The organism is Ruegeria sp. J8, assembly GCF_056531925.1.
In genome coordinates, this window is the sequence record NZ_JBQFMR010000017.1 from 24,605 (window position 1) to 48,013 (window position 23,409).

Annotated in this window: 18 protein-coding genes; 15 read left to right on the top strand and 3 right to left on the bottom strand. The window is 52.1% G+C overall.

Translation table 11 applies throughout. From position 1 onward, the window contains the following. The first annotated feature begins 159 nt into the window (after positions 1-159). The 9 genes from ACR0L1_RS22575 (at position 160) to ACR0L1_RS22615 (ending at position 11,930) form a co-directional block, all read left to right on the top strand. Positions 160-1,845, top strand: coding sequence for an aspartate-alanine antiporter-like transporter (locus tag ACR0L1_RS22575; RefSeq protein ID WP_170782338.1), 1,686 nt, complete (start codon positions 160-162; stop codon positions 1,843-1,845). Positions 1,846-2,278: 433 nt separating this feature from the next. After that, positions 2,279-3,574 (top strand): serine hydrolase domain-containing protein, encoded by a 1,296-nt coding sequence (locus ACR0L1_RS22580; RefSeq protein ID WP_170782339.1) that lies wholly within the window; start codon positions 2,279-2,281, stop codon positions 3,572-3,574. A gap of 70 nt (positions 3,575-3,644) precedes the next feature. Beyond that, positions 3,645-4,649, top strand: a complete 1,005-nt coding sequence (locus ACR0L1_RS22585) for a linear amide C-N hydrolase (protein WP_170782340.1) — start codon at positions 3,645-3,647, stop codon at positions 4,647-4,649. Positions 4,650-4,713: 64 nt separating this feature from the next. Then, positions 4,714-4,980, top strand: coding sequence for a hypothetical protein (locus ACR0L1_RS22590; protein WP_170782341.1), 267 nt, complete (start codon positions 4,714-4,716; stop codon positions 4,978-4,980). Between the two features lie 39 nt (positions 4,981-5,019). Beyond that, positions 5,020-6,378 carry a serine hydrolase domain-containing protein gene (locus ACR0L1_RS22595; RefSeq protein WP_170782342.1) on the top strand — a complete coding sequence of 453 codons (1,359 nt, stop codon included), beginning with the start codon at positions 5,020-5,022 and terminating at the stop codon, positions 6,376-6,378. A 72-nt stretch (positions 6,379-6,450) separates the two neighbouring features. Next, positions 6,451-6,903, top strand: coding sequence for a VOC family protein (locus tag ACR0L1_RS22600; protein WP_170782343.1), 453 nt, complete (start codon positions 6,451-6,453; stop codon positions 6,901-6,903). Between the two features lie 53 nt (positions 6,904-6,956). Continuing rightward, positions 6,957-8,222, top strand: a complete 1,266-nt coding sequence (locus ACR0L1_RS22605; RefSeq protein ID WP_170782344.1) for a threonine/serine exporter family protein — start codon at positions 6,957-6,959, stop codon at positions 8,220-8,222. Next, the gene (locus tag ACR0L1_RS22610; RefSeq protein ID WP_170782345.1) at positions 8,219-10,306 is read left to right on the top strand and encodes a mechanosensitive ion channel family protein; all 2,088 of its coding nucleotides are present in this window, start codon (positions 8,219-8,221) and stop codon (positions 10,304-10,306) included. The genes ACR0L1_RS22605 and ACR0L1_RS22610 overlap by 4 nt, the downstream gene beginning before the upstream one ends. Positions 10,307-10,418: 112 nt before the next feature. Further along, positions 10,419-11,930: a Na+/H+ antiporter NhaC family protein gene (locus ACR0L1_RS22615; RefSeq protein WP_480860889.1), complete on the top strand. Its 1,512-nt coding sequence runs from the start codon at positions 10,419-10,421 to the stop codon at positions 11,928-11,930. Positions 11,931-11,996: 66 nt separating this feature from the next. Here ACR0L1_RS22615 and ACR0L1_RS22620 read toward each other — a convergent pair whose 3' ends face one another. Continuing rightward, entirely contained in the window at positions 11,997-12,308 is a 312-nt protein-coding gene (locus ACR0L1_RS22620) for an antibiotic biosynthesis monooxygenase family protein (protein WP_480860891.1), read from the bottom strand. A gap of 257 nt (positions 12,309-12,565) precedes the next feature. Here ACR0L1_RS22620 and ACR0L1_RS22625 point away from each other — a divergent pair, with 257 nt between their 5' ends. Further along, on the top strand, positions 12,566-14,224 hold the full coding sequence (locus ACR0L1_RS22625) for an amidohydrolase (protein WP_170782348.1): 1,659 nt from the start codon (positions 12,566-12,568) through the stop codon (positions 14,222-14,224). Positions 14,225-14,267: 43 nt separating this feature from the next. After that, complete coding sequence (locus tag ACR0L1_RS22630) at positions 14,268-15,287, top strand: CobW family GTP-binding protein (protein WP_170782349.1); 1,020 nt, start codon at positions 14,268-14,270, stop codon at positions 15,285-15,287. 396 nt (positions 15,288-15,683) lie between these two features. Here the strand turns inward: ACR0L1_RS22630 and ACR0L1_RS22635 are convergent, their stop codons facing one another. After that, entirely contained in the window at positions 15,684-16,058 is a 375-nt protein-coding gene (locus ACR0L1_RS22635; RefSeq protein ID WP_170782350.1) for a hypothetical protein, read from the bottom strand. A 1,003-nt stretch (positions 16,059-17,061) separates the two neighbouring features. On the opposite strand from ACR0L1_RS22635, the gene ACR0L1_RS22640 reads away from it, so the two are divergent. Both ACR0L1_RS22640 and ACR0L1_RS22645 read left to right on the top strand, forming a co-directional pair. Next, positions 17,062-17,976: a DNA-processing protein DprA gene (locus ACR0L1_RS22640; protein ID WP_170782351.1), complete on the top strand. Its 915-nt coding sequence runs from the start codon at positions 17,062-17,064 to the stop codon at positions 17,974-17,976. Further along, on the top strand, positions 17,977-18,603 hold the full coding sequence (locus tag ACR0L1_RS22645; protein ID WP_170782352.1) for a hypothetical protein: 627 nt from the start codon (positions 17,977-17,979) through the stop codon (positions 18,601-18,603). 392 nt (positions 18,604-18,995) lie between these two features. On the opposite strand, the gene ACR0L1_RS22650 is transcribed toward ACR0L1_RS22645, so the two are convergent. Beyond that, positions 18,996-20,876, bottom strand: coding sequence for a tetratricopeptide repeat protein (locus tag ACR0L1_RS22650; RefSeq protein ID WP_480860893.1), 1,881 nt, complete (start codon positions 20,874-20,876; stop codon positions 18,996-18,998). Positions 20,877-21,084: 208 nt separating this feature from the next. Here ACR0L1_RS22650 and ACR0L1_RS22655 point away from each other — a divergent pair, with 208 nt between their 5' ends. Continuing rightward, positions 21,085-21,717, top strand: coding sequence for a tyrosine-type recombinase/integrase (locus ACR0L1_RS22655; RefSeq protein ID WP_480860895.1), 633 nt, complete (start codon positions 21,085-21,087; stop codon positions 21,715-21,717). Between the two features lie 252 nt (positions 21,718-21,969). Beyond that, positions 21,970-23,409 (top strand): adenylate/guanylate cyclase domain-containing protein (locus tag ACR0L1_RS22660; RefSeq protein ID WP_480860897.1); only part of this gene is annotated, 1,440 nt, incomplete at its 3' end.

The window sequence follows — 23,409 nt, forward strand, 5'->3', positions numbered from 1 at the left end:
GAAGCTGTTGAAAACGCTTGATGACAAGTCATATTTTGCTGAATAACTTGTCTAAAGCAGCCAAAGACGAAGGTGTTTGAAACAAAATACTTGGCCTTGGACATCGATTTGTGTGCCGCAATATTGCAGTTGAGGAACTAGCCTGATCGGGAGAGACGTGTGGAAGCTTTGAATTCTTATGCTCGAGAAAATGTTGTCATCCTTCTCTTTGTTGTCATCGGATTGGGGTATCTGGTCGGCAAGCTGAAGATTGCCGGTATCGGGCTTGGACCAACTACAGGAATACTGATTGTCGGGTTGGTTATCGGATTGGCACAAATCGAAGTTCCGGAAATAATCAAAGGGTTGACGTTTACAATTTACCTTTTTGTTCTGGGAACGATGGTTGGACCTGGCCTGGTGCGTGTCTTAACAAGTAAGTCGGCTTTCAAATACTTGGTAATGTGCGTTTTTACTGCCGTGGTCGCTGGGGTCTCGGTTTATCTCATGGCTTTGGTGTTTGGCTTGAACAACATTGTCGCCGGTGGGTTGACTGCCGGCGCGGTCACAACATCTGCGGTCCTAGCCGCCGCTCAAGGCGCTGTGTTTTCCGGATCGGTCCAGCTCCCAGAGGGTATGGCGCCGTCAGATGCGGGCAATATCCTCGCCAGCGCCTACGCCATCACTTATCTGTATGGCACATTTGGGCTAATTATCCTTATTAAGTTGTGCCCAACGCTTGTGGGAGCAGACATAGCTAAAGAAGCCGCGAAACTTGACGCAGTCGGGAGCGTGCCTCAGAAGCGCATAGCGCCATCCGTGCGTGCCTGGAGGCTGGAATTACCGAAGTACATCGGAAGTACAGCTGGCGAGCTTGTTAAAAACGTTGAAAAGCGGCGAGAAGAAGGAGCTTTACCTTCACTTGAGCAGGTAATTCGCAATGGAGAACGTTTGAACGTCACGGATGATCTGGTCCTTGCGAAAGATGATATCCTGACCTTCCTTGCGCCCAGCCATTTGCTCATGAGGGGTAATGAGACCCTGGGGCCGGAAGTTGCGGATAATGACGCATTAGCCGTGGATATGGCCTCAGCAGAACTCGTTCTCACTAACAATGCACACGTCGGCAGAAAACTCTCGGAACTACTAAACGAGCATGGCTACGGTATCAGCCTGGAGCGCGTAGTGCGGCTCGGTAGAGAAATGCCAATAGACGACGAGGATTTTGAGCTGATCGCTGGGGACGTGCTGTTTGTGTTTGGTTCAGCGCGATGTGTGTCGATATTTGCCGACGAAGTAGGTTACGAGGTCACAAACCAGATGACGACTGATTTGATGAATACTTCGTTTTTCATCGCCATATTTGCGGCATTGGGTACGATTACAGTGACCGTAGCCGGGATTGAAATTCCACCCCTCGGGGGGTCCGCAATGGGTGCCATGTTTGGCGGGGCTATTCTCGGTTGGTTAAGGACCCGCAGCCCCAGCATGGGGTCAGTATCCGCGCCCGCGGCAACTGCGCTCTCTGACCTAGGGTTGTCACTCTTTATTGCGGCCGTCGCAATTGGCGCAGGTGGTTCGTTGATTTCGACCATGCAGGCTTTTGGGGTAAACCTTCTGATTGCCGGAGCATTTGTGACGACGGTTTGCACGATTTCTTGTTTCTTGTTCGGGCACTTCATCATGAGGTTGAACGTGGCTGAGAACGCCGGTGCCACGACTGGCGTTATGACGGGCGTCGCAATCGCTGAGGTCTGCAAGGATGCCAAGAGTTCCGCACCGGCTGTTGCTTTTGGCTTACCCGGCGCTGTATCCAGCTTGACATTTATTGTCGTCGGACTCGTCATTCTGGCCATAGTGCCCTGAAAAGACTTCTTGCCGCCACTGGATCGGTTTCTCAATCGATTGTGTGTTGTCTTGCTGTTGATCAAACAGGTCGCGAGTTGCACGTGCATCTCTCGACTGGTGAAGGTGCTAAAAAAGAAAAGAAATATCTGTCGAAGTGCCTACTTGTGGGCAGCTTGTTTCAACTGCGACCCGCAAGCTTCAGGTTAAATTACAGGCTTTAGCCTCGATGCCAAGGAATTCACGGTCTTTGATCCGGTCTGGCGGGCTATATCCCGTCACGCGAAAGACCGGGGGAAGGTTGCTTTCCACGTCTTTGATCAAGATAGGGGCGCCAAGCGAATGACCCACAAGTTTGACCAGAAAACAGTTGCATCTATCTCGATTCATGATCTTGTTTGATTTCATTGTTATATTGGACAAACGGAACTTTCATTACAGTTGGGAGAAATAAATGACGGGTACATCTACTAATGGGCCTATCCTAGCGAAACCCGAAGATCTCAGTACAAACGTGCCGCTTGACCGCGTTCTCGAGATCAGCGCCTACCTGAACGCGCCTGAGAACATGGTCAAGGTTCAGTTTCCATCACCAGAAACGCAGTACTCCTATGTGAACTTCTCAAAAATCAGACCAACGGCGCAGGTAATGCGCGGTGGACCCGTGGTCGACCTGCCCTACGCAGTCGACCCGTCAATCGGGAATATCGAATACCGGAACAAGCATGGTGACTGGGTCAGCGTGGATGAACATTTTGCCACAAAACCAATCGACGCCATGATGGTCGTGAAAGGTGGTGAGATCGTTTACGAACGCTATCGCACGATGAAACCGCATGAGAAGCATCTGTGGATGTCCGTGACCAAAGTCACCGGGTCAACCATGATGGCGATGCATGAACATGAGGGGAATGTCGATGTGGACGCACCGGTCAGTTCCTACCTGACAGAATTGCAAGGATCGGTATGGGACACGGTGAAAGTCGTCGAAGCCATGGACATGGCCACAGGCCTCAACGGCACTGAGCACGATGAGCCGGAGCCAAACTCGCGCACCGATCCTGACCAGATCTGGTTTCGCTGGGCGGCGACGAGCGCGGTCGGCATGTTGCCCGATGTGCGCGGTCGCAATGAAACATGGGTTGATGTCCTGCGCGATATGGAGCGGCATTCCCCGCCGCATCAGAAGTTTGAATACAACTCCATCGACACCTTTGTCATGAACCGGATCAATGAGCGGATCGCCGACAAACCGCTCTATGCGCAGTTCTCAGAACGGTTGTGGTCAAAGCTTGGCATGGAGCATGACGCTTTTTACGTGGTCAGCCCGACCGGAAATACACTCGGTTTTTTCGGCATGAACTCTACGCTGCGCGATCTGGCCAGGTTCGGCATGGCCTTTTCGCCAAGCTGCACAAAGCTGGCTGGTGAGCAACTGATCCCTGACGCGGTCATGGCCAAGATCTATGACCGGACGTATCTCGACATGTACGACAAGGGCTGGATCGGCAAGAAGAACAGCATCACCTTCTGGGATGATGCCGGCGCGATCTCTAACCGTTATCAGTGGGATGCTGTCTTTTCAGACGGCGACCTGTTCAAGGCCGGAGTGGGCGGGCAGGGGATTTACATCTCACCCGAGACCGACACCGTCGTGGCATTCTTCAGCACGAGTGATGGGGAAAACCAGGAAGAAGGCATGGCACGTGCTATCGTTCGGGCAATCAACAACAATCCGCTGCCGCGTTAGTCGTCTAATGGTTGAAACAGCAGCCTCTGTTGCTTGAGACAGGGGCCGCTACAAATACAGGGAGAAGTCCATGTGTTCGCGTATTTTCTTTAACAAGGATGGCCAACCAATGCTGGTAGGCCGGAATGAGGATTGGTTCGAGAGCTTACAAACCAAAGTTTACGCATTTCCCAAAGGGATGAAGCGTGACGGCGCGGTAGATGACAATCCTGCGACCTGGACGTCGAAGTACGGAAGTATCGTCGGGGCCTGCTATGGCGCGGCGATTACGGATGGCATGAACGAAGCGGGATTGAACGCCAACCTGTTGTATCTCGCGGAGTCGGACTTTGGCCTTCGCGATACCTCAAAGGGCGGTCTGTCAGTTTCGATCTTTGCGCAATGGATGCTCGACAACTTCGCGACGGTGGACGAAGTGCTCGCTGCGCTAGACAGCATTCAGATCGTGCCGATCTACATGATGCATTTTGATGACAAGGTGCAGTCACCCTTCCACTACTCAATTGCCGACAAGACCGGCAACTCGGCGGTAATCGAGGTGTTGGACGGAAAGTTCAGCGTTCACAAAGGCCGTGATGTCACAATCATGACGAACTCGCCACCATACGAACAACAGCTTGAAAACATGAAGAAGTATGTTGGTCTTGGCGGGGATCAACCGCTTCCGGGCGGCTCGCAGGCCGACGAACGTTTTGTGCGCGGCGCCTATTATCTCAGTGCGCTGCCTGAGGAGCCGGCTGACTACCATGAGGCTGTCGCAAATGTACTGGCCGTCATTCGGAACATGTCAACGCCTTGGGGTATTAGTGATCCAACCCGGCCCAACGTCTCTCCCACCCGCTGGCGCACGATCAGTGATCTGACCAATGGAAGGTATTATTTTGAGTTCACTCGGAATCCGACAGTCGCTTGGATAGATTTGCACAAGCTCAACCTGAGCGACGGAGCGCCGGTCGTAATGTTCGATCTTAAGAAGGACATTCGAGCAACGGGAGAGGTTTCGGACTGTTTCAATCCATCAAAAGAACTGGCGTGGTTGCGCGGAGGATCAGTGCTCAACCCAGCCGAATTGTGAATAGCCAAAAAGGTGAGAAGATTCTGCCTCCTCCGATCTGATTTTTCAATAGGAGTAAGCAATTATGACCAGTGGTCCCGCCCCGAACCCGTTGCCACCAGCTGCCCTGCCGAAGCCCATCAACCCGGAAATCGGTAAAATCGCGACTGAACCCAAGAATTTCGGCACAATCACTCTGGCCGGACGGCGACATGTTCAAGGCTGGCTTCCAACGGCAGGCAATCTATGCGTCGTCGTCTCGCGATTTGGTTATCGTGCATTTTTCGGTGAACGCGGCGGACGATTCGATCATGCAATACCTGAGGCCCATCGCGACGTCGGGGCTTTTTGACTGAACAAAACTAAAGCACTGTGAAAAGGAAAAACTGAAATGAAACCACGCACTACGCTTCCAGAGATTTCGGGTCTTTTACCGTCCTTTGGCCATCGTATTGTTCATTCACCAGACGATCCTATGAGCGTACCAGGCGCTAAAGTTACATTGCCAATAAGCGTCGTGCGGGATGGATTTGACCTCGAATTTATCGCTGCCGCCCGCAAAAATTTCAGCAATATGCATATGCAGATCGGCGGTGATCATGCGCTTTACTACACAACGCATTTCAACGAATTCGTCATTGGATCCCTAGCCAATCCTCACGGTCCCGTCAGCGAGTTAACGCGCCGCCCTGATCCGTCTTTGGGTGCGTTAACGTACACGCTCGGAGATGGCACGGAATCCGCGCCCCTGGACGAACATATTGTCGACTTCAATTCTCGCGTACAGGGTGTGATGATCCTTCACAAAGGTGATGTCGTCTACGAGGCATTTCCCGGCATGCGACCCGAGCAGGTGCACATATGGGCGTCGGTCGCAAAGTCTATGGTCGGAACGCTGCTGACGATGCTAGAGCTTGAGGGCAAGCTCGACACCTCTAAGCCGATTACTGACTATGCGCCTGGGCTCAAAGGGTCCGCTTGGGACACGGTGCCGTTGATACATGCGATGAACATGGCTTCCGGCCTCGATATTACGGAAGACTCCAAGAACACGATGGATCCGAGATCGGTTTTTCAGCGTATGTTGGCGGCGGATTTTGACGTGCCGAATGCTGATGGTGTGAAGGAAGATGAAAATGAAGTCCTTCGCGGCGCAGTGCAGCTTGAAGGTGAACCCGCCGGGACCGCAGCGCGCTACAGTTCGGTCATTACAAAAGTGCTGTGCGAGGTCGTCGAAGCGGTCACTCAAAAAGCCTACACTACAGTCGTTGAAGAGCGCATCTGGTCCAAGATCGGTGCTCGCGCACCCTTGGTAATGAGCTTGTCCCCGGCCGGGCTGGCTATGGGGTACGGGGCACAGCATTCTACACTTGAAGACTTGGCGCGCTACGCGCTGATCTTTACCCCAAGTTGGGCCAAGGTGGCGGCTGAACCCATCGTTTCGTCCGACGTGCTGCGCAAAATGCAGACCGGTAGCAGTAAGGACGCCTACCTCGCCGGTGACTTCACCGACCATTCTTGGGTTAAGATGTGCTTTGGTACTGATATGCCAATCTTTAATTCGCACCAGTGGGATGCAGTTTGGGAAGACGGAGCACTTTTCAAGCACGGTAACCTGTATCAGGGCATCTACACCGATCCGGCTCGCGATGTCGTGGGTGTGTTCTTCTCGACGTCGCCTGTCAATCTCGCGCCGGACCTCAACCCCGGCTATATGCGCGCAGCGGCAAAGCAGCTGGCAGGCGGTTGAACATCGATGGGCCGCTCGTACGCTTTCGGGCGGCCCGCATTCCCACTATTCTGGGACCGGAGGTAGAAGCTCGTGGAACAACGCGGCAGTGTTAGTCTGAATCATACATGCTTTACCGTCACTGATATTGGCAAGACTATTCAGTTTTTCGAGGAATGTCTCGGATATCAGGTAGAAGTCCGGCAGCAGGTGCCGGGGGTGATCGGACGCCTTATTGGAGTGCCGGATGCGACGGCAGAGCAGGCCTTTCTAAAAGGTAACGGAAGCCGGATCGAATTGCTTTGTTACCAGTCGCCATCCAATCGCACGGTCATTTCCTCATCGCCGGTAGATACAGGGTCCGTCCACATCGGCGTTTACGTTGACGATGCCAAGGCTGCGGTTGCCAAAGCCGCGGGGCACGGCTTCGCGCTTCTGGGTGACTTCATTGACGTGGACAGCGATCAATACTCCAGCCCGGTGAAAGCAGTTGCTTGGGTCCGAAACTCAGACGGTATCACAGTAGAGTTTTTAGAGATGAAGTAGTTGGCCGCGCGTACGCCACGCTTTCTTTCACCAGCGTATGAGAGGGAAAACAAGTGACTAACAATACACCAGGCAAGGCGGAATCCGACGCCCAGATCAGAGAATACTTGGTCGATCTGATGCAGCTCCTTCTATCTTGGAGCTGGGAAGGCGTTGTAGGCCATGAGGAAGTCGTGGAAAAGGCTGCCGCCTCTTTTGGTGTAAAGGATGTCACGGTCGTCTATGGTGCAGAGTCTGCAATTTTGGAGTACAAAGGACAGACCGTTCTCGTGAAGGTAGATATGCCTGGGTTCCCGGCGCTCACGAACACGCAAAAACTAAAGAACCACCTAGCAGACGTCTTTGAAGGCAAGCTGACTCCGGAAGAAGCCCGCAAGAATCTTTCTGATCTGAAGTCGAGTAAACCTCCTTATTCGCCATTTCTCGTTTGGCTTGGCGTCGTCTCGGTGTCAGCGGCTTTTGCTGTTGAAGTCGTCGGTACGTGGGAAGGTATCTTTTTCGGCATTTTGACGGGCATGGCAACCGGTGCCGTGTTTCTGGCCGTGGACAAGAACCCGGCTTTGGCAAGGCTTGGTCCCTTAATTGCAGCATTTGCGAGTGGCCTGATTGCTATGGTCGGTTGGCAAACAGGTTATGCCTTAGCTGCACCGGGGCTTTTGCTGATCGCATCCACATTTGTCTTCATCCCAGGGGACTCCATCAGTATGCAGGCTTACGAGCTAGCGCAGGGTAGGTGGTCGCCTGCTGTAGATCGATTTTTCTACAGTGTCTTCATACTGGTGCTCTTGGCTTCCGGTGCATACTTCGCTGCGGTTGTTACTTCGACACCGGTCTCAGCACTTCTCCCTGTTGCGCCCGACGGCGAGGAATTTCCATGGTGGGCCATCTATTTGGCTCGAATTCCATTCCTTCTTGGTATCATGTGGGCATTTCAGATGGACAAGGACCATTTCCTGACTGCACTGGGCGTCTTGTTGCTCTCCACGGCTACAGCGCAGGCTGTAGCGATAGGCACAAACGGTATCTTTGGGACGTTGGTTTCAGCAGCGGTGTGTATGTACGTAAGCTTGTGGATTTCACAAAAACCACGCGCTATTCCGACTTTTGTGCTCATGGTGCCGGTCGTTTTTGCGTTGTCGCCCGGATCTCACGGTGTTCGTGAAATCGAAACGTGGATTTCTCATGGTGAGATGACAGGTGTTGCAGACCTCATGCCGCTGTTCGGCAATCTCCTCGCGATTGGCCTAGGGATGCTGATTGGAAGAATGATCTCCGGGAAGCATTGGATCAAGGGGTTCGAGGAAAAAATGAGCGCATGATCATCGTTCCACTAATCCAAGATTACGAGCCACGCGTCACCCGAAAGCAAGCAGATCCTCGTGCGAAGTGTGCTGCAAAAAGCTGTTCTGTTGGCACGTCAGTGCTGAGTGTTCTTGGTTTACGCCGCTGGACAAAGGTCATCGCCGCATTTCTTTGCTGGATAGTTATCGGTCAGCAAGTGATTGCGCAGGCAATTACGGAAGATATTGAGCCATTCGAAAGCCTGCCGCCGGTTTTGACGCATTCGCCACGAGACACGTTGCAGTCATTGGAAAACCTGCGCGATGCACTCATTGGTATCTACTTGGAATACCAAGTTGGGAAATCAGCTCAACAATGGGAGCAACTGGTTCTAATCGGTGATGCGCTCATTTCACTTCTTGATCTAACGGAAGAAAACGTTGCGGAGAGACGTGATGCGAGCATTAGAACTGCCCTGGCTCTCATCGACATCATTGGTGAAGTTGGAACGGAAGAAGCGGAAGCTCTGCCCGACGATGAGACGGTGTACTTGGAGGATCGAACTACTTTTTTGGTGCCCAATACCCCACTAATAATCCAAAGGGTTAACGCGGGAAACCGGGAGGGTGAGTTTCTTTTCTCGGCGAGTTCGTCGCAAATCGCTCCACGCTACCTGCGTGAAATTGCAATGCAATCACCGCATCGCGTCGCGGAGTTGTGGAGCACTCGTTTTCTTCAACTGAGTGGTCCGTTTATCCCTTTGTTTGTCGAAAACGCCCTTCCCCCCGCTTCTCGAAAGATCTTTTGGGGAACCCCAATTTGGAAGATTGGTTTCACTTTCTTCTTCTTAATGATCTCTCTGGCACTTCTTTACGGGCTTAGATTTCTGCTTAACCGTCGCGTTGCTTCGGGACAAATGCCAGAGTCGACACGGAAGTTCGTTTTTGCCGGCGCTGTTCTTGTGATCTTACTCGCGCTCAACAATTTCTTTAACAACCAACTCTTTTTGACAGGTTCTTTCGCTCTAACGGAGACCTTCTTTGCTACAATCACGATCTATGCAGCTGCGGCATTAACCTTCTGGCGGTTTATGTCGCTCTTAAGCGACAGGGTAGCCGAGAAAAAAACGTCCATCGTGCGTCAGTATGATGAAAGTATGATGCGGTTGCTCAACCATATTATCGCACTTGTGGGAGCCACATGGATTCTCGCCTACGGTGCACAAACCCTTGGGTTCCCGCTCTTAAGCATAATAGCAGGACTTGGCGTTGGCGGTCTTGCAGTCGCGCTCGCGATCCGCCCGACCCTTGAGAACCTGATCAGCGGCTTTGTGATCTATATGGAAAAGGCTGTGAAGGTTGGTGATTATTGCTCGTTCCTCGACAAGGAAGGAACAATTGAAAGCATTGGAGTACGATCAACCCATGTTCGTGGCTTGGACCGAACCACGATAGCCATTCCAAATTCCAAGTTTGTGAATATGGAGCTCGTCAACTGGGCCCGTTGTGATGAAATGATGATCCGCACAACACTTGGCTTGCGACTTGAAACGGATACCGACCAGTTGAGGTATGTTCTCGCCGAAATTCGTTCAATGATGTACGCGCACCCGCGTATCACTTCAGATACAGCGCGGGTGAGGTTTATTGGTTATGGAGACTCATCTCTGAATATTGAAATTCGTGTTTACGCTCAAACCCGCGAGTGGAACGCATTTTATGCAATTCAGGAAGATGTCTTGTTCAGAACGAAGGAAATTGTCGAAGCTTCGGGTACTGGCTTCGCGTTTCCCAGCCAAACGGTTTACATGTCTCAGGACGGAGGGCTTGATGCGGCAAAGTCGAAGCATGCTGTTGAACAGGTTGAACAGTGGCGCCGCCGACGTGATCTTCCATTCCCGGATTTTTCAACTGCCGAACGCGACAGGCTTGAGGGCACGTTACGTTACCCCCCAAGAGGATCTCCGGAATTTGATGGCCCGGACGATGAGAAGAGCAGTGTTGAGGAACCGTTGTCCGTTGAAGAGCCTGAAGCTGAAGATACAAGCAACGGCGAGGATAGTGCACCTAACGATGAAGAAAACAGCCCGCTCCCTCAAACGCGAGATGACAAACCCTCATGAACGAAAGCCGTGGGAGTCCTACTTTCAAACTCCCATTTGGTCTCAGGAACTTAGCTACAAACAACCGGAAACCAATTGAACCTTCAAATAATCGGCTCAGGAGATTGATGTTATGAGCGATGACGTGGAATCTCGCACCACCAGTTCTTTGATCGCCTCGCTCGTAACCGTCGGCGGAATGGTGGCACTGATATTCGCATCAGTTTTGCTGTTCGGTGAAAAAGCCGAAGATGGTCCATTACAGATTGCCATGACGCTTGGTCTCACACTTGCGCTTATGATCGCCATCACGACTGGCAATTCCGCCGAAGACCTCGCGGCGGTCATGTCCGATAGTATCAATTCAGCTCTGGGAACAATTTTTGTGCTGATTGCGGTGGGTGCTCTAATTGGAGCACTTTTTATGTCTGGGACGATTGCTTCAGTGATTTATTTCGGAGCTCAATACGGTTCGCCGCGCTTTCTGTACATAATCGTCTTTGTGGTCGCATCTGGTCTTTCGTATGCGATTGGAAGTTCATTCACCACGATAGCCGCCGTGGGTTTGCCGTTTGTAGCTCTCGCACCAGCTATGCAAGTTTCTCCACTGGTCACAGCAGCCGCTGCCGTTTGTGGAGCGTTTACGGGGGACAGCCTAGGTCGAATTTCGGATACCTTCATTCTCACGGCATCGGTGGTGGGTGCCGAAGCTAAGGACCACGCGCGCGCGCTGCGTACTGTCCTTGCGCCTGGCTGGATTGCTAGCGCAGTGCTTTTCCTTTTTCTTGGTTGGCGACACGGTATGTCTGACAACTATGACAGTGCTCAAATACTCCAGGCTATTGACGAGCATTTTACCGTGTCTTTCATCTCATTCTTGCCACTCATCTTGGTTCTCGTGCTGTCCGCGCGGACGACCGCGTTCTTGTCTCTGATGGCAGGAGCAATAACTGCGGCATTACTCGCTGCATTTACACAGCAGGATCTGATTGACGCGTTAATGGTCGACGAGGGCCTTGGAGCGCTAGGAGGTTGGGTTAAACTTTCACTTGAAGTATTGGGCAACGGGTTTTCACTAAACAGCGGGAGTAAAACACTCGATTCTACGTTCGTAGGCGGTGGCGTTGTGTCCATGTTGCCGACTATTTGGTTGATACTCGTTGCCGCTGCATTTGGAGCGCTGGTCGAGTTTACCGGGATGCTTAGGCGTTTGCTTGCTCCGCTGTTGGCCTGGGCCACTGGTGGCGCACGTCTGATTGTCGCTACAGCGGTAACTGGTATTGGCTTGAACGCGGCAACGGCAGATCCTTACATGTCGATAATACTCAATTCAGCGACCTATCGAGAACGCTATATAAAGGCTCGTCTGGAACCATATGTCGCCTCAGCAGCAATAGCGGGATCAGGGTCCATTTTTTCACCATTGATTCCGTGGAACGTTCATGGCGCCTTTGTGGCGGGCACAATGGGCATAGGCGTTCTTTCGATAGCGCCTTACGCCGTCCTGCTCTGGATCACACCCGTCGTTCTGATTGGTATTGGAATTACAAAGTTCAAGCGGGATGAAATCCCAGATTCCGTGACCGCGGAAGAGTCCTATGGTTCCGAACCCAGCGAACTACCGCAGCGGCGAACCTCAACTTAGAGGGCCGCAAATTTTCCGGCTTGGGGTCGCTTTCTGGAACGCGTTGAGACTTTGGCGGCTATGCGGCTATTTTTGTGCTACGGCGTGCAGACTGTCGAACATGAGTGTATGCATGTCAGTCGCTTCGTAACCTTTTCCTGTGAGGAAGCCGAGGGCGTCCACATTCTGCTTGTCACGAATGGGGCTTGCGACCCATTGCTCGTAGGCGGCTTTATCCGTCCAGTTGCACATAACGCAAAGCTGCCCATCGCCTTCATGCGAGACCATCAACTCACCGTGGCGAAAGCCTGGAATGGCATCGGCGCATTCCTCGATAATGTTGCGGTGAATGAATGCGTCTGCGGTTTGCTTTGTCTTCTCCGCAGGCACTTTGATCATGAGAAGTGTCCAAAACGACATTTTAGAATCCTTGTTTCCAAAATCACTAGGGATAAGCCCGAAGTGGCTCATAAGAATCTGTGCCCAGTCTCATACACGATGCTGACACGGATCCTCCCACTCACGAAACTCAAAATGCTTATTTTTCGTCTTAGGCGAGGATTGCGGTTGTGTGCATTGTCCGACTCTCAACAATATACTTTGATTGTCCGATCCCGAGCATTAACCTTGTTATGGAGATATTTCAGGAGTTTGGGATGACCAAGGAAAAAGTCACGGTTTTCACCGCTAAGAAATTTCGCACGATGGACCCGGGCCGACCTGAGGCTGATGCCGTCGCGGTGTTGAACGGCCGTATCCTTTCGCTCGGAACGATAGATCAGATGCAGCCTTGGCTGTCGCGCTACGACGTGACGGTCGATGAAACTCTGAAAGACAAAATCGTCTTACCAGGCTTGATCGAGCCGCATTCGCATTGTTGGATGTCGGCAGGCTTCATGGCGGTCGACTACATTGGCCCATTGCCGTGGCCCGGCCGCGAAGGGATGAACCCTGCCCATCCGCACTTTGACGATGTGATTGAATACCTTGGCGAACTCCACAAGACGAAAAAGGAAGGAGAACCCATCGTCGCGTGGGGCTTTGACCCTGCAAACCAGGGCGGGGCTATTGATCGCGACACGCTGGACAAGATCACAGCCACGCGGCCCATTTTCATTCTGGGGTTCGCGCCGCATTTCGCCTATTTGAACTCGGCCGCCATCGAAATGTGCAACGTGCCGGACGGTGCAAACCCGACCCACATCCTTCAATATCCAGACGGGCGCTTGAACGGCGTTTTCACAGAAGTGGAAGGTGTCACGATTGCAATCAATCCAATCCTTCCAATCATCGCACAGTTGGGTGGTGTGGACGGTCTCAAGTTCTTTGGCCAAATTGCACTGAAAGCAGGTATTACAACGATTGCCGATCTTATGTTCGGCGTTATGAACATTGATGCCGAACTCAACGATCACGTGGCAGCCACAGAAGATCCAAGCTTACCAATCCGGTTCTGTTTAAAACCGCATGCCATGTCTTTCGTAGGAGCGCATGGGGACAAGGCCTCGGACGTTGTTTGGGACCTTGCCAAGCATGACAAGGACAACCTGTTTATCCGTGGTGTTAAATTTCTCAGCGACGGGTCTTTCCCACTTATGGGCTCGCTTGTGAACTTTCCCGGTTACCTCGACGGTGGAAACGGCTTCCCGAACGACGCAACATATGAGGGTATGGTTCCATTCTGGAAAGGTGGGCACCAGATTCACTGTCACGCCAACGGTGATCAGGCTGTTGATTTCACGCTCGACCTGCTCGCCCGCCTTCAGGCTGAACATCCTCGTTTTGACCACCGCTTTACCATTGAACACTATGCCATGAGCAACCCGATGCAGGCGCGACGTCTTAAGGCCCTTGGTGGGATCGCCAGTGTAAACAACTACTTCTCCCACTTCCGTGCACTGTTGCATTCCGAAAATGCCTATGGTCCCGACCGCGCACAGACCGAGGCGCGCCTCGCCACTCTTGAAAAAGAAGGCGTGATTTTTGCGCTGCACTCGGACTACCCGCAGGTGGTCGTTCCTATGCACCCTCTAACAGCCGTTTATGCGGCGGTCACGCGACTGGCGGAGGACGAAAAAACGGTCGTTGCACCCGGCGAGCGGATTGGGGTGGAACGCGCACTGCGTGCCGTGACCATTGATGCGGCTTACATCCTGAATATTGAGAACGAGGTTGGCAGCCTTGAGGTTGGCAAGTTCGCCGACTTCTGCGTGCTCGACGAAGACCCGATGGAAGTCGAGCCAGAGAAAATCAAAGACATTGGCATTTGGGGCACAGTCTTGGGTGGCCGCGTTATTGAGGCACCGAATGACTGAGCGACCGCATGCTCAAGAAAATGCGTCGCGACATGATCAATTCATGCGTGCGCTTGACCAGAGGCAAACAATTGCTGGCTTGATCTTTGCTGCCATGTCGATGCCTCGCGAATTGGCGGCCCCTGCAAGGTCGCTGCCTTTAACCATCATCGGGGGCTTTCTCGGCGCGGGGAAAACCACTCTGCTCAACCGGTTACTGGCGGACCCGCAAGGCCGCAAAATCGTTGTTTTGGTGAACGACTTCGGCAAGATCAACATCGATGCGCAACTTATTGCCGAACAAACCGACGACACGATTACTTTGACCAATGGATGCGCCTGTTGTGCTGTTGCGAGCGACCTGTCCAAATCACTCGTCGACATTGCTCAGCGTAGAGATCGCCCAGACGCCATCGTTCTGGAGTGTAGCGGCATTTCCGAACCCGGCTCGATTGCTCAGATCGCGCTTGCAAATGAAGCGATCCGGCTTGACGGTATCATTACGGTCGTCGACGCGGAAACACTTGAAGCACGTGCGAGTGACCCTGCGACACGCGAATTATTCAACGCCCAACTCGTGTCAGCGGACATGATTTTGCTGAGCAAACTTGATTTGCTTTCCGATGAAAGCCGCGCTCGAGCAAAGTCGCGCATCGGGTCTCAGTATGCGGATACGCCAATACTTGAGGCTATTGAAGGCCGGATACCGACAGATGTGGCGCTTGGTATAGACACAGAACAGGACGTCTCCGATTATGAATCCTCTGCGCCCGCAGCCGGACACGGTTTTGAAACCGTCAGTGTGGAAACCAACGACGCGCTCGACGAAAAAGCTTTGCAGCAGTTCTTCTCTGATCTGCCAGATACGATACTCAGGGCAAAGGGGCTTGTTTTCATTGCCCAAAAGCCGGATCAGCGTTTGATCTTCCAAAGAGTCGGTTCCAGATGGAGCATGCGAGAGGGCGACTGTTGGACAGAGGCGGGTCCACACACGCGTCTGGTCTTCATAGGGCCGAAAGGACAAGTCTATGGCAACGCACTGCGCGAGGGTGTTCTTTCTTGCAAGGCGCAAAAAACAAGATAAGCGCTTCTACAGATGTCACCTTGCCCTTAATTCCCGGACGGAGTGTCCTGTGGATAAGTCGTGTGGGGATGATCTTGTCTAATTAAGTAGAGAAACCCAAAAGAAAGAGCGCTAGCGGTTGAACGAGTCAACGCGTCGCTTCCAATAATGGAACTTGAGGAGGCGGGGCAGGATGCTGGGACGCGTTATTACTACGGTGACTATACGGCTAACTACATGAAAAATACTTTTTCATATGTACGCATATGTGAGTTGCCAACGAAAAATTGACTTGTGCGATCTGAGAAGGGCATGGCGGTATCAGTCAAAGCTCTCTCAAGCCAATTAATGATTGGAACCAAAAACAAGAAACCCCGCCGGGTGTGACGGGGTTTCGCTGAAAACCTAGATGTCTTCTCACATTGTCAGGCCGAAAACCTCTTCATTCTCTTCGGCCCACCGACGAAATTCACCAACGACCTGCTCGGCGAGATCTTCGACCGTGCCAGCTTCAACGAATTGGGCAGCGACCCAGTGAACCCCGACTTCTCCGTTCTCGAGCTGGTAATATGTGCGATCACCATCACTGTCGTATTCGGCAAAAGCTTCGATCTCTCGATCCTCGAGGAGCTCATTGACCTTGTCTTCCATTTGACCAATCAGTTGAGTTTCGATGTCAGGATCATGTTCCGGCCATTCGCCTGCACTGATTGTTGCCGCTAGCTCGCGACCACTGCCAGGATTGGAATTGGCGATAGGGGTGACACCATTGATATTGTGTGTTGTGCGCATGTTTACTGCTCCATTTTTCTGCCACTTATATTGTGGATATCATGCAAGCCAGTGAATTCGGCGTGAGCTGCTGACATTGTGGGCTTCAAGCCAAACCCGGAATAAATGCCGGGTGACAACTGATCACGCAGTCGATTCCCAACGACGTCTTCGACCACTCCAGGATCCACATCGGCCACGGCTGCCACCGCTTCGATCAGGTGGTCGAGACAACTGACAATGTGAGTTATGAAAACCCCGCAATTGTTCCGGGTATCGGAACCTTTGGAGTTGTGATTTGTTTAACAGGCTGGCAGCTCACCATCCAGCGTTGTGCTCAGGAGTTATGGGAATATCCCGGGCGCTCATTCATGCCACAACGATAGGAATACTGTTATGAGCGAAATGTCAGATAGAAAAATCATTCTGGGGCCTCTCGTGCTTCCATATGAAACGGTCGTCTGGAGCCCAGAAGAAGTTAAGCCATTTCGGCCAGGGCTTACTAGTCTGCCAAATCCAGCTTTGGTGGCGGTCGACCAATTTATATGTATCACTGAATTTGATCCGCTATGTGCGCGACTTGGCTTGTCGCATAGCGAGACGATCATGAAGTTGGTTCGCGACCAAGAATCTTAGTGATCTATGGTGCTGTGCTACCAGATTTGGTGATCGTTTATTGAGAAAGCTGATACACAATTATTCGGTCCCCAATCGGTGTTAAAGTCGGTTGGGGGCTCTAATAACATTCTTGCTCGTGAGTCATGGATAGTACAGGATATATACCGTGGCGCAGCCAGTGGTTGCAAGCATTCGCGCGTCGTACTCAGCCACCGGTATTTCGCTCAATGCGGTAAGACTGATCCAGCGGTTTCGTAGGGGAGGGATCTGAACCTAATTGACAAGCGACAACTCGTCTCCTGATGCACCGGGAATCTATTGGTATTGTCTTACTGCTATGGTCTGAGGCACACTGCTGCAAACAAATCACCCTCGGTGGTGGTTATCTGGGAGACGCAAATGAGCAATGTACCAGCGTTCAGTCGCTGTGAATAAGCTGGCATTATCCAATAGCAGGTCACCCGCTCTTGCCCCGATTTCGCCGCGTCGTGAGCTTGGCGCATACGAAGCCTTGTTTTTAGAGCAGGGAGCGACTTTCAAACGATTGGCTGAAAGGTTTGCGAGTGATCCAACTGCGTTGCCTTCAGACTTTGTTTCTCCGCAAGACGCCGACGCCGCCGCCAAGAGAACCATTGAGAAGCTTTTTGCTTCAGGCGTTAAGCAATTCGGCGTTCGAATACACAAAGCTGGTGACTATCCTGAGAAGCTACGCCATGCCAAGTACCCCGTCGAACTGCTCTACTACCAAGGGGCTTGGGAACTCAGTGAAATGCGCGGCCTTGCTGTTGTTGGAAGCCGTAAACCATCAGAGGATGGTGCCCGCAGGGCCGCACGTCTGGCCAAGGAACTCGTAAAGCGAGATTTCGCCGTCGTGTCGGGGCTGGCAACAGGAATCGATACCGCCGCACACACTGCGGCTCTGGAGGCCGGAGGTGTTACAATTGCAGTGATCGGCACGCCACTTGGCGAATACTACCCAAAAGAAAACCGTGATTTACAGGACCACATCGCAAGGGAACACTTGCTGATTTCTCAGATTCCGGTTCTGCGTTATGAGGTCCAGCCATTCCAGCACAAAAGACAGTATTTCCCTGAGCGGAACGCGACGATGAGTGCCCTCACGGAAGGGACTATTATTGTCGAGGCTGGCGAAACCTCTGGCACTCTTACACAAGCGCGTGCAGCTCTCTATCAAGGGCGCAAGTTGTTTATCCTAGAAAGCTGTTTCCAAAATCCAGCCATCACATGGCCTGCTCGCTTTGAGAAAGAGGGCGCAATCAGGGTTCGCGAACCGAACGACATTTGGAGAGCTCTAGACTAAATGCGCCTCTCTGAAATTGACGATCACAACAGGGGTGACCATTCTTACCTAAGCCCGCATGATGAGTGCTTCTACCTTTTGGAATACACTTCGGGGCGGGATTTCCGCTTTTCCAAGGCCAATCAGATCATCTCGAACCTCAAAAAGAAACCAAGTGAACGACTTTCAAAGGGCGGCTACCACTATAAGGCGCAGGTAATACGTCAGGCATCCAATACGCTAAGAGGGGCCTTAGACCCAGGCTGGTTGAGGACCAGCACGCTCATCCCTGTTCCAGGATCAAAGTGTTTCGGACACCCAGACTACGATGATCGTATGGAACAAATCTGCCGAGGCATCCAGGAAGGGTTGGACGTCAGGAATCTCGTTACACAAACGGTTTCAACAGAGGCGGCTCATGAAGCCGGAAACAAACCGCGGCCGAGCGTTGACGAACTGGTAGACATTTATCAGATTGACGAAAACCTGTGCGATCCACCCCCTACGGACATTGGCGTATTCGATGATGTTCTGACAGCGGGAACGCATTTCAAGGCAATGAAAGCCGTCCTCAACGGGCGTTTTCCTGGTGTTAGAGTGACTGGCTTCTTCATCGCACGCCGGGTCTTTCCAAACCCTTTTGAGTAGCCATGACCTTCCAAGATAGGGGATTGGTCGCATCCCAGTTTAGAATGTGCCCCTGCTTCAAATCAATTCCGTGTAATTTACATTATGGTAAATATATCAGCGCTACTGACCTAGATCCAAGCCTCTAAGCCCTCTGATTGACCAGCTCTGGGATATCGTTTTGCAAATTTGGGATTCCTGTGAGCGTACGGCCGTGCCGGCGAACAAACGACTGCGTAAAGCTCGGTTTTATCGTTGTCTACTGTTAGCATGATTGGCCGGTCGCAGCCCAAACCAGACATTCATCAGCAAGCTTTGTTGATCCCGAGGAGCGGATTGGTCCGTTCATGCAACGATGCTACCAAAAGTGGAAACCGCGCATACAGCCAGTATTCGGGGTTTTGAAAACCTTGTTATTCGGGCAATCCACCAGCAACCATCGCACCAAAATACCGGTCCTGGTCCTCAGTATGCATAAAGGGTGTGTTTCTGTGTGTAGAAACACGGAAGTCCGGCCGGATTTCGAGTAATTTCTTTGCTTCAACCTGTGCATCTTCCAGACGTCCCATTTCAGCAAGGGTTGCGACCAAGATACGGCGCGGAGGAAGCGACTTTGGATAAGTTGAGATACCGGTTTTTGCCAGCAGAATTGCCTGTTCGTAATCTCTGATTAGGAAATGAGAAAGGGCCGCGTTAAAATTGTACCAGCCGGGATAACGCGGGTTGACCTTTTTTGCCTTGTTGTTCCACTCAATCGCTTCGGCTGGCTCACCCATAAGCGACCGTAGAAAGCCCATACCATATAGAACCTCAGGATCATTGGGATTCTCCCGTATTGCCCGCTGAAATGCCTGGTATGCGAGTTGATGATCGTGGTCAGCAAACAAATGTAGCTGGCCCAAGCGGTGTTGAACGCGATAGTCCGATTGATCCAGTTCTAACGCACGCTGTGCGTGCCTGCGGGCTTTGTTCAGCGCGGTTTCTGGATCGTCCGACCCACCAAAGCGCCAAAGGCTAAGGTAGCGACCGCTCAATTCAATATGTGCAGAAAGGTAGTCTGGATCGAGCACTATGGCTCGTTCCAGTAGTTCAATTGCCTCTTGCCGACTCGCAGTATTCAGCAGCTTGCTTTTGGCGACAGCCCTCAGAAAAAGTTCATACGCTTCTAGATCATCGGTTGGCCGTTTCCTAAGCGAAGCGATTTCTTCTTCCTCAACTACAATTTTCAGGGTGGATGCGATTTCCCGAATAAGGTCGGCCTGAGCGGAAAACAATTCTTCGACGCCAACGTCATATTGTTCCGACCATAGAGCGTGCCCCGACTCTGTCTCTATCAGTGTTGAGTTAATCGAAATATTCTCGCCAACGCTCTGAACGCTACCTGACAAAACATATCGCACACCGAGCTCTCGGCCAATTTCTCGCGGTTTGACCAAGCTGTCCGCAAAGGTAATCGAAGTAGAACCAGCAATCACAAATAGCTGTGGAAACTTCGAAAGCTGCGTCGTGATTGCTGTTCCAAAACCTTCTGCCAGATAGCCGACCTCTTCAATTGTTGAGCGGTTCTCAAAGGGCAAAACGACGATGGACGGTTCGTCGGGGATGGCAAGCGCAAACTCCTCTTGTTCGGTCAGGGGTGCCACATCTCTGGATCGCCACCATACGACCGAAACCAGCACCAAACAGATGCATGCTGCACCGATTAGAGTTGGCACCCACTTGGATATGTGTGGTTTCGTATGCGCAACTGGCTCTGAAATAGCCAAAGCCTTGGCCTTGTCATCCAGAACGACTTCGAAGGCTCGGACTGGTCTCTCTATGTTTTTGACTTCGGTCTCACCCAGATCCTCGAAATTCAGATCCAGCTTGTCCTGTACCTGGTCCCTTACGCTGCGGTGAATGCAAATACCTCCGGGCTCAGCCAAGCCTTCAAGTCGAGCGGCGACATTGACGCCATCACCATAAATGTCTCCATCCTCGGCAATCACATCTCCGATATTGATGCCGATCCGAAACACAATTCGTTCGCTTTCTGGAACGTCCGAATTTCGAGAAAGCATTTCGTTTTGAACAGAAACGGCAAATTTCATTGCCTGTACGGTGCTTTCGAACTCCAGCAGCGCACCATCACCCATTAGCTTGATTGTCTTGCCGCCAAAACTCGCCGCAAAGGGGTCAATGAGTTCCAGCCGATGCGACTTTAGTGCAGCCAGCGTCGCTGCCTCATCGCGTTCCATCAGCCGCGAGTAACCCACGACGTCAATACTCAAGATAGTGGTAAGGCGGCGTTCCACTTCCGTTCTCCCCTACGCCGAAGATTATCCATCCTGATCTATTGAATCCATAGTTCTGCTATTCGCCCTATACCAAATCGCATATTTGTGGCGCCGGTCAGGCTTCGACAAAGTCAGATTTTTCATGACGGAGACCAAGCATGGTAACCAATAGACGCTGACACTGTGTGGGCGATGAGGTGGTGCGTGGCGGTGTGGAGTATTCGTCATGCAAGCTTTAAATCTACCCGTCATTCGAGTTGGCCGATCTGCGTGGAACAAAGGTCGGGTTATTGGCCAGAAGCGCCCGCTTTTGCCAAGGCATGTCTGGGCAATACGCGTTCGCTTAGAAATTTCAGAAGATTATAGGAACTTAGCACTCTTCAATTTAGCAATAGATAGTAAGCTCCGTGGTTGCGATCTTGTTCGCCTGAAAGTTGCAGACGTATTTGCCGCTGGACAAGTAAAGGAACGCGCGTCTGTCAACCAAAGCAAGACAAAGATACCCGTTCGTTTTGAAATTAGTAGTGGTACGAGAAACTCGCTTTTGAATTGGCTGAAACAACCTGCAATGAAAAGATCCGAGTACTTGTGGCCAGGGCGTTTTCAGCATCGGCTGCATATTTCTACTCGTCAGTACGCGAGGTTGGTTCAGTCATGGGTCGCTTCGATTGGGCTTGATCCCAGTCAGTATGGGACCCATTCAATGCGACGCACAAAAGTGGCGCAGATTTATCGTAGAACAGGTAACTTGCGAGCCGTGCAGCTATTGCTTGGTCACACCAAGATGGACAGTACAGTGCGTTACCTGGGTGTAGACATCGAAGACGCACTCGCCATCGCGGAAGCCACCGAGATGTGATCTATCAGGCCGCTTTCGAGCGGCCTTTTTTTGCGCGAACCCTGAGAGTAGAATTTTCAGCCCCAAAGCGGACATGGCGCAACTCAAGGCGAGGACAATTCGGCTGTTTGTCCTCCAAGCCTTTCGCGCAGACAAATGGTATAGTTCCCCAACATTGAAACCGACTTCAAGCAAGGTCAGAAACCGACCCTGTTCATTTTCGCGTGGTCTTAACACTTAGCGACCAGTATTAAACAGAAAGGAGGACAACACGTGGAGCGAAAGCTAGCGGCCATCCTGATTGCTGACCTTGTCGGCTTTACCGCTCGGATGGAGCGGGACGAGAAAGGCACGCTCGAAGTCCTTTCAGCGCACATTGACGATATTGCTGCTCCGCTTGTCGGTCGGTATTACGGTCGCATCGTCAAACAGATGGGTGACGGTCTGCTCGCCAGCTTCGACAGCGCAGTCGACGCCGTTTCCTGCGCGGTTGAATGGCAAAACGCATCAGCGGCAGGTAAGGACCCTCTCCAATTTCGTATTGGCGTTACTCTTGGGGACATAATCATGCGCGACGGAGATGTTTTTGGTTCCGGTGTGAACCTGGCGTCGAGACTGGAGCAGCTTGCCCCACCGGGCGGTGTGTTGGTGTCGGACGCTGTATATCGTGTGGTCGGAAACCGTATACCGGTTGCTTGGGAGGATGCTGGTCAGCACACAGTAAAGAACGTTGCCGAACCGGTACATGCTTGGCGCATTGGCGGGTCAAGCGCAGTATGCGCTAAACCGGATCGGCCTGAATCGTCAGGAACAGCCACTATTGCGGTCTTGCCACTGCACAACATGAGCGATGACCCCGAGCAGGCCTTCTTCAGCGACGGGATTGCGGAAGACATTATTGTGGGCTTATCGCGTTTTCGGACGCTTAAGGTTGTTTCCAGAAATGCGTCTTTCAGGTTCCGGACACAGGACACAGATCCGGCCAAAATCGCGGAGGCTCTCGGCGCTGATTACCTGGTTGAAGGCAGCGTGCGAAAGGTCGGCAGTCGCGTGAGAATCTCGGTACAGCTCGCTGACGCGGGTACGGGCACTCAACTCTGGTCGGATCGATATGACCACGAACTGGAAGACGTTCTGGCGGTTCAAGACGAAGTGGCTCGAAATATCGTCGCAGTGTTGCCGGGCAGGGTCCAGCACGATGTCGTCGACCGTTCGACACAGAAACCAACGGATCAGATGAAGGCCTATGAACTGATGCTCAAGGGCAAGGCGCTACGCGATGGTCTGAACGCACGAGATACGGCCAAGGCGAGAGCGTTGTTGGAACGAGCGGTCGCACTCGATCCGACCATCGCGCGATCTTATATGTATCTTTCAGATACATATGTCATAGATTTGTGGCTTGGGCTGGCGGACGCTGACGCACCGGCCCACACTTTGAAAATTGCCCGAAAGGGCGTGGCACTGGATAACCGGGACGTCTACATTCAGGACCAACTTGGTTTTTCCTATCTCTGTGCTGGCCTTTGGGATGAGGCAGAGGCACAATTCAACAAGACACTTTCCATGATAGAAAACGAGGCGGAGTCGATGGCATGGTGCGGCTACGCTTTCCTATTGCTCGGCTTGCACGAAAAGGCGCGCGAAGTAGTTTCGGAAGCGATGGCGCTGGACCCGCTACATCCGCCTGCCATCGACTGGATTATGGGGCAG